Source organism: Nocardioides salarius (assembly GCF_016907435.1).
Taxonomy (GTDB): domain Bacteria; phylum Actinomycetota; class Actinomycetes; order Propionibacteriales; family Nocardioidaceae; genus Nocardioides; species Nocardioides salarius.
The window spans coordinates 1,798,427-1,812,641 of record NZ_JAFBBZ010000001.1; the positions used below are offsets into that span (position 1 = coordinate 1,798,427).

Below are 14,215 nucleotides of genomic sequence, written 5' to 3' on the forward strand. Positions count from 1 at the left end.
CCAGTGGCGTCCGGACCGGGCATGGACTTCGAGTCGTTCGTGCGCGCCCGCACACCGGCCCTCTCCCGCACCGCGTACCTCCTGACGGGGGACGCCCACCTGGCGGAGGACCTCGTGCAGACAGCGCTCTTCAAGGCGGCCCGGGCGTGGCCGCGCCTCTCCGGCGACCCGGAGCCCTACGTGCGGCGCATCCTCTACACCCAGAACATCTCCTGGTGGCGCTCGAGGCGCCACCTCACCGAGCAGCCGCTCGGCGGGTACGACGCCCCGGCGGCCGAGCGCTCCGACCCGGCTCTGCGCCTGAGCCTCGAGGAGGCGCTCGCCCGCCTGACCAGCCGCCAGCGCACCGTGCTGGTGCTGCGCTACTTCGAGGACCTCACCGAGGTGCAGACCGCGTCCGCGCTGGGCATCCGCCCCGGCACCGCCAAGTCGCTGACCCGCCAGGCGCTGGCCCGCCTCCGCACCCTGGCGCCCGAGCTCGCCGAGCTCGTCGGGCACCCCCCGGCCGAGGAGGTGGCCCGATGAGCCGGCCGCTGCGCGAGGAGCTCGAGCGGATCGCCGAGCGCGCCCCGGTGGCCGAGGTGCCCGCCGACACCTGGGAGCGGGCGCGGCGCAGCGTGCGGCGCGACGCCCTCGCCGTCGTGGCCGCGGTGGCCGCGGTGGTGGCCCTGGTCGCCGGCGCGCTCGCGTGGCTGCCCGACCGGGCCGAGGTCGCCCCGGCCGAGGGCGACGCGGGTGCGCTGCCGGCGTACCTGCCGGTGCCGAGCGGCCGGCAGGCCGTCCACTCCACCGACGACCTCGCCGTGGGGGCCCAGGCGGCCGCGATGGTGCCCGACACCCCGCAGGGCAACCGGCAGGTCGTCGCGGTGGACGCGCGCACCGGCGAGTACCGGGGTCTCGACCTGCCCCGCTTCGGCGCCGCCGCGGGCCGCGACCTCAGCGGCACCGTGCACCCCGTGGCGCTCTCGCCCGACGGCACCACGCTGGCCTACCCCACCGTCTCGGGGCTCCCCGTGGGGGCCACGCTGCGCACCGGCCTGGGCATCGTCGACCTGACCACCGGCGAGGTGCGCCAGGTGGCCCTGGAGGACGCAGGGCGCCCCGTCCTGGTGCGCACGGTCTCCTTCTCACCCGGCGGCGGCTGGCTGCTCTGGACGGGGCAGCCGGTGCTGCCGCGCGGAAGCGGCAGGTCCTTCGGGGACGCCGCCGTCTCCGGCCGCGTCGCCCCGGGGTCGACCCGCTCCGTGCCGCTGCCCGGCCGCGACCGAGGAACCGGGCTCTCCGTCGGCATCGACGACCAGGGCACCGTCGCGCGGGTGGGCGCGTCGACGCGCCTGCTGCCCGTCGACGACGACTCGGCGCCCCGCGCCCCGCCGGGCGTGGAGGGCGTCGTGCTCAGCGGCACCGTCGACGACAGCGCCGTGAGCCACCTGGTCAACACCTACCAGCCGGGGGACGACCGCGAGGCCGCGTACAGCTGGGTCACCGCCAGCCGTGCGGACCCCGACGCCGCACCACGGCGCCTCGGCCTCGCCGATGCCCTCCTGGGCGCCACCTGGCGGGTGCTGGAGTGGGTCGACCCCGACCACGTCGTCGTGGCCGTCGACGTCTCCGAGGACGGCTCCACCCTCGAGACGCAGGTCGGCGTGCTCACCCTGGCCGCCGGCGGTGCGACCTTCGAGACGGTGCTCGTCAGCGGCCCCGACGCGCACGCCCTCACCGTGGCCACCGACCTGCTCGCCGACGGCGCCGCCGCGGTGGAGCGCCCGCTGCCCGCCTTCGCCGAGGAGCGACGCTCCCGCACCTGGTGGTGGGTCGGCGGCGGGCTGGCGCTCGTGGGCGCGCTGGCGCTCGCCCGTGCGGTCGTACGCCGCCGCGCTCAGCGCCGCTCGGCCAGGTAGGCCAGCTGGGCCCGCACCGACAGCTCGGCGGCGCCCCAGAGCACCGGGTCGACGTCGGCGTAGACGATCTCGACGACGCGCCGCGGCACCTCGTCGACGGCGATGCCCTCGGGGTGCGGGGCGGCGCGCAGCGTGTCGACCGCGGCCTGCACCTGCTCGAGCCGCTCGCGGCGGTGGTCCTGGTAGTAGCCGATCGCGCCCAACGCGTCGTCGATCACCGGGCCGTGGCCGGGCCAGATGGTGGCGACCTCCTGGGCCTCGGCCAAGGCGCGCAGGCGGCCGAGGGAGCCCAGGTAGGCGCCCAGCTCGCCGTCGGGGTGGGCGACCACGGTGGTGCCGCGGCCCAGCACGGTGTCACCGGTCAGCACCGCCCGCTCGGCGGGCAGCACGAAGGACAGCGAGTCGGCGGTGTGGCCGGGGGTGCCCACGACGCGCACCTCGAGCCCGTCGACCTCGACGACGTCACCGTCGTCGAGCCCCTCGGAGCCCAGCTGGTGGCGCGGGTCGAGGGCCCTCACGCCGCAGCCCATCCGCTCGGCGAACTCCTTGGCCGCCTCGGAGTGGTCGTGGTGGTGGTGGGTCAGCAGCACCGCCCCCACCTCGCCGGCCGCCTCGGCCACCGCGTCGAGATGGGCCAGGATCGAGGGACCCGGGTCGACCACGACCGAGCGGCGGGCCCCCGGCTCGCGCAGCACCCAGGTGTTGGTGCCGTCGAGGGTCATGTGGTCGGCGTTGGGCGCCAGCACGCAGCGCGCCCGTTCGCCGAACGACCCGCCGGCCCAGCCGGAGGGACCCACGACGGGCGTGCTCACGCCTGCCTCCGCTCGCTGACGAGCGGGCGCAGCCGGTCGGGCAGCGACAGGGTCCAGCCGTCCCCCAGCGGCTCCACGGTCGGGGTGAACATCTGCACCGAGCGCTCCCGGGCCGCCTCCAGCACCGCGGCCGGGTCGGCGTACGTGCCGACCTCCATCGAGGTCAGGTAGGTCGGCGGCATCATCGCCAGCTCGCCGGCGTCGGCCTGGTCGGCCGCGACCCGCGCGGGCAGCCAGGTCACCGACGACGACTCGCTGGAGACGTCGCGGGTCACCTGACCGGCGGGGAGCTCGGCGACGAAGAACCAGGTGCGGTAGCGCCTGGGCTCGAAGACCGGGGTCAGCCAGGCGTCCCAGACGCCCAGCAGGTCGGTGCGCAGCACCAGCCCGCGGCGGTTGAGGAAGTCGGTCATCGCCAGCTCGCGCGACTCCAGGGCGACCCGGTCGGCCTCCCAGTCGTCGGCCGTGGTGTCGGCCACGACGTCGCCGTCGGAGACGCCGGCCAGCAGCACCCCCGACTCCTCGAAGGTCTCGCGCACCGCCGCGCAGACCAGCGCCCGGGCGGTCTCCTCGTCACAGCCCAGCCGCTCGCCCCAGGCCGCCGGGTCGGGCCCGGCCCAGCCCACCTGCGCGTCGAAGTCGCGCGGGTCGACGCCGCCGCCGGGGAAGACCGCCATCCCGGCCGCGAAGTCCATCGAGACCTGGCGGCGCAGGTAGTAGGCCTCGGGCCCGGTCTCGCCGCCGCGCAGCACGATCACGGTCGCCGCGTTGCGCGGCTCGACCGGCTCGCGGGTTCCGTCGGCGTACTCCGCGGCCAGGGCCACGACCTTGTCGGGCAGCGGCACGGGCGGCAGCGGGATGCGCATCAGGCGTCGGCCACCTCGACCACCAGCTCGACCTCGACGGGCGAGTCGAGCGGGAGGACCGGCACCCCGACGGCCGAGCGTGCGTGCACCCCGGCCTCGCCGAAGACCTTGCCGAGCAGCTCGGAGACACCGTTGGCGACCCCGGGCTGGCCGGTGAAGTCGGGGGTGGAGGCCACGAAGCACACGACCTTCACGACGCGTGCGACCCGGGAGAGCTCGCCGACCTCGGCGCGCACCGCGGCGATGGCGTTGAGCGCGCACTGCACGGCGCACTCGTAGGCCTCCTCGGCGGTGACCTCGCCGCCGACCTTGCCGGTGGCCATCAGCTCGCCGCTGCGCATCGGCAGCTGGCCGGAGGTGAAGACGTGCGCGCCCGAGCGGACCGCCGGCACGTACGCCGCCACCGGGGCGGCCACCTCGGGCACCGCGTGGCCGAGGTCGGCCAGGCGCTCCTCGGGAGTGCTCACAGCCCGCTCCTCAGCCCTGGGCCGGGCGCTTGAGGAAGGCCACGAGGCCGCCCTGGGCGTTGGTCTGGATGGTCACCAGCTCCCAGCCGTCCTGGCCGAAGTTGTTGAGCATCAGGGCCTCGTTGTGGAGCGGAATCGGCGCCACCTGGTATTCCCACGTCGTCATGGGCCGCACCCTACTCGCCGCGGCAGCGCCGCCACCGCCCCCCGCGGAGGCGTCGTACGACGACACGGCCCCGACCGCGCGCGGGGCGCGGCCGGGGCCGTGTCTGGGTGGTGCTGGGTGGTGCTGGGTCGTGCTGGGTGGTGCTGGGGTCAGCGGCGGTGCGTGGTGCTGGTCGAGGAGTCCTCGACCACCGGGATCGTGCCGCTGTCCTGCAGCCCCTCGGTGACCTCGTCGGCGATCTGCGTCGCCAGCCACTTGCGCTTCTTGCGCTGGATGACGCGGTTCTCGGCGAGCAGCGCCTTGGCGGTGGCGATCATCAGCAGCACCATGATGATGCTGAACGGGGCCGCGACCAGGATGGCGCTGGTCTGCAGCGCCGCCAGTCCGCCGGCGCCGGCCATCAGCAGCACCGCTGCCACGACGCCCTCCATGCCGGCCCAGAACGCGCGGCTCCACACCGGCGGGTTCGGGTCGCCGCCTTCGGCGAGCATGTCGACCACGAAGGAGCCCGAGTCGGAGCTGGTCACGAAGAAGACCACGATCAGGAAGATCGCGACCACGCTGAGCAGGGTGCCCAGGGGGAGGGTGTCGAGCATCTGGAAGAGCGCGAGGTCGGTGCTCACGCCCTCCTCGCCGATCAGGCCGCCGCCCCCGAACATCTCGGTCCAGATGGCCGTGCCACCGAGCACCGAGAACCACAGGAAGGTGACCATCGTCGGCACCAGCAGCACGCCGAGCACGAACTCGCGCACGGTGCGCCCGCGCGAGATGCGCGCGATGAAGACGCCGACGAACGGCGCCCAGCTCATCCACCAGCCCCAGTAGTAGGTGGTCCAGCCCGACAGCCAGCTCTGGCCGGCCTCGCCCTGGAAGGGGCGCACGTCGAAGGAGAGCTTGAGGAAGTTCTGCAGGTAGGACCCGATCTGGGTCACGAAGTCGCTCAGCAGGAAGACGGTCGGGCCGAGCAGCAGCACGGCGGCCAGCAGGCCGGCCGCGACGCCCATGTTGATGTTCGACAGGTAGCGGATGCCCTTGTCGACGCCGGTGACCACGGAGACGAGCGCGATGCCGGTGATGACGGCGATCAGCAGGACCAGCAGCGGGGTGCTGGCCTCGTCGACGACGCCCAGGAAGCTCAGGCCGGCGCCGACCTGCTTGACGCCGAAGCCGAGCGAGGTGGCGACACCGAAGAGGGTGCCGACGATCGCGACGACGTCGACGACGTCGCCCCAGAAGCCGAGGATGCGCTTGCCGAGCAGCGGCTCGAGCGCCCAGCGGATCGAGATCGGGCGGCCCTTGCGGTGCACGGCGTAGGCGATCGCGAGGCCCACCACGACGTAGATGGCCCAGGCGTGCAGGCCCCAGTGCAGGAAGGTGGTGTCCATCGCGGTGCGGGCGACCTGGTCGGGCCCGCCGGCGACGTCGGTGCCCGGGGGCGGGGTGGCCACGTGGTTGAGCGGCTCGGCGACGCCCCAGAACACCAGGCCGATGCCCATGCCGGCCGCGAAGAGCATCGCGAACCAGGACTTGAGCCCGAACTCGGGGTCCTCGTCGTCCTTGCCCAGGACGATCGAGCCCATCGGTGAGAGGGCCATCCACAGGGAGAAGGCGACGAACGACGTCACCACGAGGACGTACCACCAGCCGAGGTCGATGACGACGGTGTTGTTGGCCTTCTGCAGCAGGTCACCCATGCCGGTGGGGAAGATCGCGGCGGCCGCGGAGAAGACCACCAGGATCACGGCGGCGGGGATGAAGACGCGGGGTGCGGCCATCGGGAAGCGGCGCCGCGCAGCACCCTCGGCGCGGTCGGGCGCGTCGGAGGCCGGCTCGTCCGGATGAGCGGGTCGGTCTGTGGGTGGGCTGGACGTCATGACTGCCTCTCGGTCGGGATCACTCTGAGTCGGTCGTGCTGAGTCGGTCGTGCTCGGTCGGGCGTACCCACCGCAGGGCCCTCGTGGGGCCGCCGGGCCCCGAGGCCGGCGCGGGAGCAACCGATCACGTTACCGCCCGGACACCCCGCTCGTCACACCTGCGGGTGGTGCGCGACCACCCGGCGGGGTGCGAGCGCGCGCACTAGGCTCGCGTCCGTGACACGTACCGACTGGTCCGAGGTGCAGCTGCACGTGGTGACGGGCAAGGGCGGCACCGGCAAGTCCACCGTCGCCGCCTCCCTGGCCCTGGCGCTGGCCGCCGAGGGCCGCCAGGTGCTCCTCTGCGAGGTCGAGGGGCGCCAGGGCATCGCCCGGATGTTCGACGTGGACCCGCTGCCCTACGCCGAGCGCCGCATCGCCACCGGCCTGGCCGACCCCGGGAGCGGCACCACCGGCAGCAGGCCCGGCACCGTGCACGCGCTGCACATCGACCCCGAGGCCGCGCTCCTGGAGTACCTCGCGCTCTACTACAAGCTCGGCCGGGCCGGGCGGGCGCTCGACCGCTTCGGCGTGATCGAGTTCGCCACCACCATCGCCCCGGGCGTGCGCGACGTCCTGCTCACCGGCAAGGTCTACGAGGCCGTGCAGCGCAACAGCCGCAACAAGGGCGCGGTGCAGTACGACGCCGTGGTGCTCGACGCCCCGCCCACCGGCCGGATCACCCAGTTCCTCAACGTCAGCGACGAGCTGGCGGGGCTGGCCAAGGTCGGCCCGATCCGCGCCCAGTCGGACACGATGATGACGCTCTTCCGCTCGCCGCGCACCGCCGTGCACCTGGTGACGGTGCTCGAGGAGATGCCGGTGCAGGAGACGGCCGACGGCATCGCCCAGCTGCGCGAGGCGGGCCTGCCCGTCGGGGCGGTCGTGGTCAACCAGGTGCGCCCACGCGACCTGGCCACGGGCGATCTCGCCGACGCGCTCGCCGGCCGGCTCGACCGCGCGCAGCTGCGCGGCGACCTCGAGGCCGCCGGTGTCGAGGTCACCGACCCCCTGCTCGACGGGCTGGTCGCCGAGGCGCGCGACCACGCCGAGCGGCGGGCGCTCGAGGACGCGCAGCGCCGGCTGGTCGCCGACTTCGACGTGCCGGTGGTGGAGCTGCCGCGGCTCGCAGGCGGCGTCGACCTCGGCGGCCTCTACGACCTCGCGGCCACCCTCGACGAACAGGGGCTCCGATGACCCAGGCCACCAGAACCCGCCGCAGCGACCGCGCCCGGCCCCGCGTCGGCCCGCTCGCCGCCCACCCCTCGCCGGTGCCCGACCTCGACGTCGACGCGCTCATCGACGACCCGGCGACCCGCATCGTCGTCTGCACCGGCTCGGGAGGCGTGGGCAAGACCACCACGTCGGCGGCGCTGGCGCTGCGCGCCGCCGAACGGGGCCGTTCCGTGGTGGTGCTGACCATCGACCCGGCCCGCCGCCTCGCGCAGTCGATGGGCATCGAGGAGCTCGACAACACCCCGCGCCCCGTGGCCGGCGTCGAGGGCCCGGGCCGCCTCGACGCGATGATGCTCGACATGAAGCGCACCTTCGACGAGGTGGTGGAGAGCCAGGCCACCCCCGAGAAGGCCCGCCAGATCCTCGAGAACCCCTTCTACATCGCCCTGTCGAGCTCGTTCGCCGGCACCCAGGAGTACATGGCGATGGAGAAGCTGGGCCAGATCGACACCGACGCACGGCGCGAGGGCACCTACGACCTGATCGTGGTCGACACCCCGCCCTCGCGCTCAGCCCTGGACTTCCTCGACGCGCCCGAGCGGCTCTCCAGCTTCCTCGACGGCAGGTTCATCCGCCTGATGCTCGCGCCCGCGCGCGGCCCGGCGCGCCTGGTCACGGCGGGGCTGGGCCTGGTGACCGGCGCGCTGACCAAGATCCTGGGCGCGCAGGTCCTCACCGACCTGCAGACGTTCGTCGCCGCCCTCGACACCGTCTTCGGAGGATTTCGCCAGCGGGCGCAGCGCACCTACGCGCTGCTGCAGGCCGAGGGCACCGCGTTCGTGGTGGTCGCGGCCCCCGAGCCCGACGCGCTGCGCGAGGCCGCCTACTTCGTCGAGCGGCTGTGCGGCGACGCGATGCCGCTGGCGGGGCTGGTGGTCAACCGCGTCAGCCCGGCGGCGTACGACGAGCTCGGGGCCGACGAGGCGATGGCCGCGGCCGAGCGGCTGCGCACCCGCGGCGGCCACGACCTGGGCGCCGGACTGCTGCGGCTGCACGCCGACCGGGTGCGGCTGGTGCAGCGCGAGGCGGGCCTGCGGGCACGCTTCGCGGCCGCGCACCCCGACGTGCCGACGACGACCGTGCCGGCGCTGGCAGGCGACGTGCACGACCTCGACGGGCTGCGCCGGGTCGGCGACCTGCTGGGCAGCGCCCCCACCGCCGACTGAGCGGCGGCTGATCGGCGGCTGACCGGCGGCTGGGCGCCGGCTGGGCGCCGGCTGGATCAGCGAGCGCGCAGCGGCTCGGCCTCGACCGTGCCGCGGGTGCGTGCGTTCTCGAGCACCGAGCGCCACGAGGCGGCCGGGCGACGACGCAGCAGGGCCCGGCGCTCACGCTCGGTCATCCCGCCCCACACGCCCCACTCGATCTGGTTGTCGAGCGCCTCGGCGAGGCACTCGGTGCGCACCGGGCAGCCCTGGCAGACCTGCTTGGCCTTGTTCTGCTCCGCTCCGCGAACGAACAGCTGATCCGGCTGCGCCGCCCGGCAGGCAGCGCGCGGTGTCCAGTCCTCAACCCACATGACGAGTCCCCACATCCTTGTCGCGAGAGCGTGCGCCGGCGGGCCCCGTTGCGTCCCCTGGGGCCGGCACCGACGTCGCTCTCATGTCCCTGCCTCTCAGTAAAGGGCCACGCCACGCTGGGGGACAGGTCATTTCGACCCAAAGGACATGGCCCGAAATGACTAGACCGATGTGGTCAGACTCACTGGGGTGCGACGACGAAGGATGTCGTGTTCTCCCCCCGGCGCGGCTCCTGGGAGGTACCGTGCCGGGCTCGACGATGGGTCGGCCGTGCGCTGCTCCCGTACGCTGGGCGCCATGCCCGCGTCTCGTCCTGCCAGCCGTGTCGCCTCCCACCTCGCCGTGATGGTCGCGATCTCCGCCGTGCTGGGCGTGGTCGTCGCCGGGCTCGCGATCCCCTTCGCGGGCGTCGTGGGCATCGGCGCGCGCAACCTCGCCGACACCATGGACCAGCTGCCGGCCGAGCTCGAGACCGAGGCGCTGGCGCAGAAGACCACGATCCTCGACGTCGACGGCAACACCCTGGCCACCCTCTACGACCAGAACCGCGTCGAGGTCCCGCTCTCGCAGGTCTCGCGCAAGATGGTCAAGGCGATCGTCAGCATCGAGGACGCCCGCTACTACGAGCACGGCGCCCTCGACGTGCGGGGCACGATGCGCGCCTTCGTGACCAACCAGGCCGAGGGCGGCGACGTCCAGGGCGGGTCCTCGATCACCCAGCAGCTGGTCAAGCAGACGCTGGTGATCCAGGCCAAGACCGACGAGGAGCGCGAGGCCGCGACCGCGACGACGTACGCGCGCAAGCTCAAGGAGCTGCGCTACGCCGTGGCCATGGAGCAGCGCCACTCCAAGGACTGGATCCTCGAGCGCTACCTCAACATCGCCTACTTCGGCGACGGCGCCTACGGCATCCAGGCCGCCGCCCAGCACTTCTTCAGCGTCAACGCCAACAAGCTCAACATGCAGCAGTCGGCCCTGCTGGCCGGCCTGGTGCGCAACCCCGTGGGCTACGACCCGGTCGACAACCCCGAGCGCGCCACCGAGCGGCGCAACGTGGTGCTCGAGCGGCTCGCCGACCTGGGCGTCGTCAAGCAGAAGCGCGCCGACCGGCTCCAGGACAAGCCCCTGGGCCTGAAGGTGCAGAAGACCTCGGACGGGTGCGTCTTCACCGCCGCCCCGTTCTTCTGCGACTACGTGCTGCGCTACCTGGTCACCGACCCGGCGCTGGGCAGGACCAAGAAGGAGCGGCGCGCGCTGCTCGAGTCGGGCGGCCTGACCATCCGCACCACCCTCGACCAGGACTACCAGGACGCCGCCGACGCGGCGGTCCGCGAGGGCGTCAACCCCACCGACCAGGCCATCGGCGGGCTCGCGATGGTCGAGCCCGGCACCGGGCAGGTGCGCGCGATCGCCCAGTCGCGCCCGGTCGGCGACGGCCCGGGCCAGACCTACCTCAACTACGTGGTGCCCCGGAAGTACGGCGACTCGGGCGGCTTCCAGCCCGGCTCGACGTTCAAGGCCTTCGTGCTGGCCGCCGCGATCGAGCAGGGCATCCCGCTCAACACCCAGATCAACAGCCCCGAGGAGATCGAGGTCGCGCAGAGCTCGTTCGAGGTGTGCGGCGGGCAGAGCTACCAGTCGACCGACACCTATGAGGTCGGCAACTCGACCAGCTCGGGCACCTTCGACCTCTACCGGGGCACCCAGCTGTCGGTGAACACCTTCTTCATCCAGCTCGCGCAGCGCACCGGGCTGTGCCAGCCCTACCGCCTGGCCAAGAAGATGGGCGTGCGGCTGACCGACAAGAACAGCGAGATGGTGCCGTCCTTCCCGCTCGGCGTGGCGAGCGTCAGCCCGCTCGAGATGGCCGAGGCCTACGCGACCTTCGCCGCGCGTGGCCAGCACTGCGCCTCGCGGCCGGTCACCTCGATCGAGGACGCCAACGGCAACGTGCTCAAGCAGTACCCCGCCAAGTGCCGCCAGGTGCTGAAGGCCTCGACCGCCGACGCCGTCAGCGACATCCTGCGCGGCGTCATCGAGCCCGGCGGCTTCGCCCAGGCCGAGGCGCTCGACAGCCCGGCCGCGGGCAAGACCGGCACCACCCAGAACGGCCGCTCGGTCTGGTTCGTGGGCTACACCCCGGAGATGGCGGCCGCCGCGATGATCGCCGGCGCCAACCAGGCCGGCACCCCGATCACGCTGACCGGCCAGACCGTCGGCGGGCGCTACGTCTCCTCGGCCTCCGGCTCCGGCTACGCCGGGCCGATCTGGGGCGACGCGATGAAGGCGATCGACGACCAGCTGCCCGACACGGGGTTCACCGCTCCCGACGCCACGGTCGTCAACGGCGTCACGGTCTCGCTGCCCTCGGTGAGCGGGATGACCCTCGAGGGGGCCACCCAGGTGCTCGAGGAGGCCGGCTTCGGCGTCAGCAACGGCGGCTACGTGAACTCGTCCTACTCCTCCGGCACCGTCGCCTACTCCTCCCCCAGCGGCAGCGCGCCCTCCGGCTCGCAGATCACGCTCTACCTCTCCAACGGCACCCCCGCACCCCCGCCGCCTCCCCCCTCCAACAACAACGGCGGCGGCAACGGCGGCGGTGGCAACGGCGGCGGTGGCAACGGCGGCGGCAACGGCGGCGGCGGCGGTGGCAACGGCGGCGGAAACGGTGGCGGCGGTGGGAACGGCGGCGGGAACGGGCGCGGCTGACCCGGCCCAAACTTCCCGCCGACCCGGCCCGAACTTCGCCTCGACCCGGCCCGGATCTCCCCTCCGCGGGGTCTCGAGGTCAGCCGAGCTGTCGCCGGACCTCCGCGGCCACGGCTGCACCGTCGGCGCGGCCCTTGACCTGGGGCTGGACGACGCCCATCACCTTGCCCATGGCCTTCATGCCCTCGCCCGCGGAGCCGGTCGACTCCACGGCGGCGGCGACGATGCGCTCGATCTCGGCCGCGTCGAGCTGCTCGGGCAGGTAGACCGCGATCACCTCGGCCTCGGCACGTTCCTTGGCGGCGCTCTCCTCGCGACCGCCCTCGTCGAAGGCCGCCGCGGCCTCGCGGCGCTTCTTGGCCTCGGCGCCGAGGACCGTGACGACCTCGTCGTCGGAGAGCTCGCGGGCGGTCTTGCCGGCGACCTCGGCGTTGGCGACCGCGGCGAGCACCATCCGCAGGGTCGAGGAGCGGACCTGGTCGCGGGCCTTCATGGCGGTGGTCAGGTCGGCGCGCAGCTGGTCCTTGAGGGTGCTCATGACCGACATTGTGACAGCCTGTGCCGGTGAGCCTCACCCCGCTTCTGACCCGCGGCGGCGCTGCCCTGCTCGGAGCCGCGACGCTCGGCGGCGCAGCCGTGACGGCGTACGCCGTGCGCGAGACGCGGCAGTTCGTGCTGCGCCGCGTCGAGGTGCCGCTGCTGCCCGCGGGGTCCGACCCGCTGCGCGTGCTGCACCTCAGCGACATCCACATGACCCCGCGCCAGCACCGCAAGCAGGAGTGGCTGGCGGGGCTGGCCACGCTGCGCCCCGACCTCGTGGTCGACACCGGCGACAACCTCGCCCACCAGGGCGCGGTCCCCTTCGTGACCGACTCCCTCGGCCCGCTGCTCGACGTCCCCGGCGTGTTCGTGCACGGCTCCAACGACTACTTCGAGCCGCGGCTGCGCAACCCGCTGCGCTACGTGCTGCCCGACGACGGCACCCGCCACACCGACGTGCCCCAGCTGCCGTGGCGCGACCTGAGCGCCACCTTCACCGAGCACGGCTGGCTCGACCTGACCAACACCCGCGGCCGGCTGCACGTCGGCGGGCTCGACCTGGCCTTCGTCGGCGTCGACGACCCGCACCTGGAGTACGACGACCTGGGCGCGGTCGCGGGGCCGGCCGACCCGGCCGCCGACGTGCGCCTGGCCGTCGCGCACGCGCCGTACGTGCGGGTGCTCGACCGGTTCGCCGCCGACGGGCACGACGCGATCCTCGCCGGGCACACCCACGGGGGCCAGGTGTGCCTGCCGGGAGGCCGGGCACTGACCACCAACTGCGACCTCGACCCGGCGCGTGCGCGCGGGCTGCACCGCCACCCCGCGGCCTCCACCCCCGGCGACCCGGGCTCGGCGTGGCTGCACGTCAGCGCCGGTCTCGGCACCAGCCCCTACGCCCAGGTGCGCACGGCGTGCCGCCCCGAGGCCACCCTGCTCACGCTGGTGCCGCGCGGGCGGTGACGGAGCGCGGGGGCCCGATTGGGGTGCTCCTCGGCGCTCCGGTATGCTCCGGTGCTCGTGGGGCCAGCCTCGGCTGGACCCATGGATCGGGCTGTGGCGCAGCTTGGTAGCGCGCCTCGTTCGGGACGAGGAGGCCGCAGGTTCAAATCCTGTCAGCCCGACAGATCCGATGTTCCCGGCATCGAGCAGCCGGGCCCACGAGAGTGGGCCCGGCTGCTGTCATCTCAGGACGTGGCGCTGCGCCACCGTCGCTCGCGGGCCCGGCCACCGGGGTCCGCGTGCCAGAATGCGCGCATGGCAGACGACGACCGCTCCGCGGACAGCCCGTCCCTGGAGGCGCCCTCGCTCGGGCTCGGCCGGTGGCGCCGCCGGAAGAAGACCGCTGACGAGGCCGCGCCCGCCGCGGCGACCGGGAGCAGCGACGACGCCACCGCGACCGTCCCCGTCGTCGAGCCGGAGCCGCTGCCCGACGTCGAGCCGACCCCGCAGCCCGAGCCCGACCCGGTCCCCGCGCCCACGCCGGCCCCGGCGCCGACTCCGCCGCCGGCCTCCCGCGAGCCCGTACGCCGCCCCACGCCTCCTGCCCGGCCCGCCCAGCAGCCCGCCCAGCAGCAGGTCCCGCAGCAGGCCGCGGAGACGCGGACGGCGCAGACCGCGGGCGCACCCCTCTTCGTCGACGAGGTGGCCGCTGACGAGCCGACCGCCGCCCGCAGCCGCTCACCGTTCTCGAGCCTCTTCGGGCTGCGCGGGCGCAGCGCGGCCGCCGCCACCGGCGCCGTCGTGGGGGCGCTGGTGGTCGTGCTGACCTGGCTCTCGCTGCGCCTGTGCGAGGTGCTGCAGGGCACCCCGTCCTGCGGCAACCCCGGCATCTTCCTGCTGCTGGCCATCATGGTGGCCATGGTGGTCCTGGGCGGCGCGATGCTGCGCGCGGCCGGGGCGCCCGACCCCACCAGCACCGCCTTCCTCGCGGTCGGCCTGCTGTGCGTGGTGGCGCTGCTGTTCCTGGTCGACGCGCTGATGTCACCGTGGATGGCGATCGTCATCCCGCTGGTGGCCGTCGGGGCGTTCGTGCTCTCGCACTGGGTCACCACCGCGGTGGTCGAGCCCGCCCGCGACTGACAC

General features: G+C 74.0%; 14 protein-coding genes and 1 tRNA gene. 8 read left to right on the plus strand and 7 right to left on the minus strand.

What is annotated here, in order from left to right:
- Positions 1-3 precede the first annotated feature (3 nt).
- Positions 4-525 carry a SigE family RNA polymerase sigma factor gene (locus tag JOE61_RS08705; protein ID WP_307822889.1) on the plus strand — a complete coding sequence of 174 codons (522 nt, stop codon included), beginning with the start codon at positions 4-6 and terminating at the stop codon, positions 523-525.
- On the plus strand, positions 522-1,901 hold the full coding sequence (locus tag JOE61_RS08710; protein WP_193669688.1) for a hypothetical protein: 1,380 nt from the start codon (positions 522-524) through the stop codon (positions 1,899-1,901). Before JOE61_RS08705 ends, JOE61_RS08710 begins: the two co-directional genes overlap by 4 nt.
- Here JOE61_RS08710 and JOE61_RS08715 read toward each other — a convergent pair.
- The 5 genes from JOE61_RS08715 to JOE61_RS08735 form a co-directional block, all read right to left on the minus strand.
- Positions 1,880-2,713, minus strand: coding sequence for an MBL fold metallo-hydrolase (locus JOE61_RS08715; protein ID WP_307822890.1), 834 nt, complete (start codon positions 2,711-2,713; stop codon positions 1,880-1,882). The genes JOE61_RS08710 and JOE61_RS08715 overlap by 22 nt on opposite strands.
- Positions 2,710-3,579 (minus strand): NUDIX hydrolase, encoded by an 870-nt coding sequence (locus JOE61_RS08720; protein ID WP_193669689.1) that lies wholly within the window; start codon positions 3,577-3,579, stop codon positions 2,710-2,712. The genes JOE61_RS08715 and JOE61_RS08720 overlap by 4 nt, the downstream gene beginning before the upstream one ends.
- Positions 3,579-4,046 carry a RidA family protein gene (locus tag JOE61_RS08725; RefSeq protein WP_193669690.1) on the minus strand — a complete coding sequence of 156 codons (468 nt, stop codon included), beginning with the start codon at positions 4,044-4,046 and terminating at the stop codon, positions 3,579-3,581. Before JOE61_RS08725 ends, JOE61_RS08720 begins: the two co-directional genes overlap by 1 nt.
- A gap of 10 nt (positions 4,047-4,056) precedes the next feature.
- Positions 4,057-4,212 carry a Sp36 family protein gene (gene sp36, locus JOE61_RS08730; protein ID WP_193669691.1) on the minus strand — a complete coding sequence of 52 codons (156 nt, stop codon included), beginning with the start codon at positions 4,210-4,212 and terminating at the stop codon, positions 4,057-4,059.
- A gap of 149 nt (positions 4,213-4,361) precedes the next feature.
- On the minus strand, positions 4,362-6,086 hold the full coding sequence (locus JOE61_RS08735) for a BCCT family transporter (RefSeq protein ID WP_227491949.1): 1,725 nt from the start codon (positions 6,084-6,086) through the stop codon (positions 4,362-4,364).
- Between the two features lie 216 nt (positions 6,087-6,302).
- Here JOE61_RS08735 and bagA point away from each other — a divergent pair, with 216 nt between their 5' ends.
- Both bagA and bagB read left to right on the plus strand, forming a co-directional pair.
- Complete coding sequence (gene bagA, locus JOE61_RS08740) at positions 6,303-7,322, plus strand: ATPase BagA (protein WP_307822891.1); 1,020 nt, start codon at positions 6,303-6,305, stop codon at positions 7,320-7,322.
- Positions 7,319-8,527 carry an ArsA family ATPase gene (gene bagB / locus JOE61_RS08745; protein ID WP_193669692.1) on the plus strand — a complete coding sequence of 403 codons (1,209 nt, stop codon included), beginning with the start codon at positions 7,319-7,321 and terminating at the stop codon, positions 8,525-8,527. Before bagA ends, bagB begins: the two co-directional genes overlap by 4 nt.
- Positions 8,528-8,583: 56 nt before the next feature.
- Here the strand turns inward: bagB and JOE61_RS08750 are convergent, their stop codons facing one another.
- On the minus strand, positions 8,584-8,880 hold the full coding sequence (locus JOE61_RS08750; RefSeq protein WP_193669693.1) for a WhiB family transcriptional regulator: 297 nt from the start codon (positions 8,878-8,880) through the stop codon (positions 8,584-8,586).
- A gap of 298 nt (positions 8,881-9,178) precedes the next feature.
- Between JOE61_RS08750 and JOE61_RS08755 the strand changes: the two genes are divergently transcribed.
- The gene (locus JOE61_RS08755; RefSeq protein ID WP_204797189.1) at positions 9,179-11,590 is read left to right on the plus strand and encodes a transglycosylase domain-containing protein; all 2,412 of its coding nucleotides are present in this window, start codon (positions 9,179-9,181) and stop codon (positions 11,588-11,590) included.
- A gap of 79 nt (positions 11,591-11,669) precedes the next feature.
- Here JOE61_RS08755 and JOE61_RS08760 read toward each other — a convergent pair whose 3' ends face one another.
- Positions 11,670-12,128 (minus strand): GatB/YqeY domain-containing protein, encoded by a 459-nt coding sequence (locus tag JOE61_RS08760; RefSeq protein WP_193669694.1) that lies wholly within the window; start codon positions 12,126-12,128, stop codon positions 11,670-11,672.
- 26 nt (positions 12,129-12,154) lie between these two features.
- Here JOE61_RS08760 and JOE61_RS08765 point away from each other — a divergent pair, with 26 nt between their 5' ends.
- The 3 genes from JOE61_RS08765 (at position 12,155) to JOE61_RS08775 (ending at position 14,212) form a co-directional block, all read left to right on the plus strand.
- Positions 12,155-13,093 (plus strand): metallophosphoesterase, encoded by a 939-nt coding sequence (locus JOE61_RS08765; RefSeq protein WP_193669695.1) that lies wholly within the window; start codon positions 12,155-12,157, stop codon positions 13,091-13,093.
- Positions 13,094-13,180: 87 nt separating this feature from the next.
- Positions 13,181-13,254 (plus strand) — tRNA-Pro (locus tag JOE61_RS08770).
- A 133-nt stretch (positions 13,255-13,387) separates the two neighbouring features.
- Positions 13,388-14,212, plus strand: a complete 825-nt coding sequence (locus tag JOE61_RS08775) for a hypothetical protein (protein ID WP_193669696.1) — start codon at positions 13,388-13,390, stop codon at positions 14,210-14,212.
- The last annotated feature ends 3 nt before the right edge of the window (positions 14,213-14,215 follow it).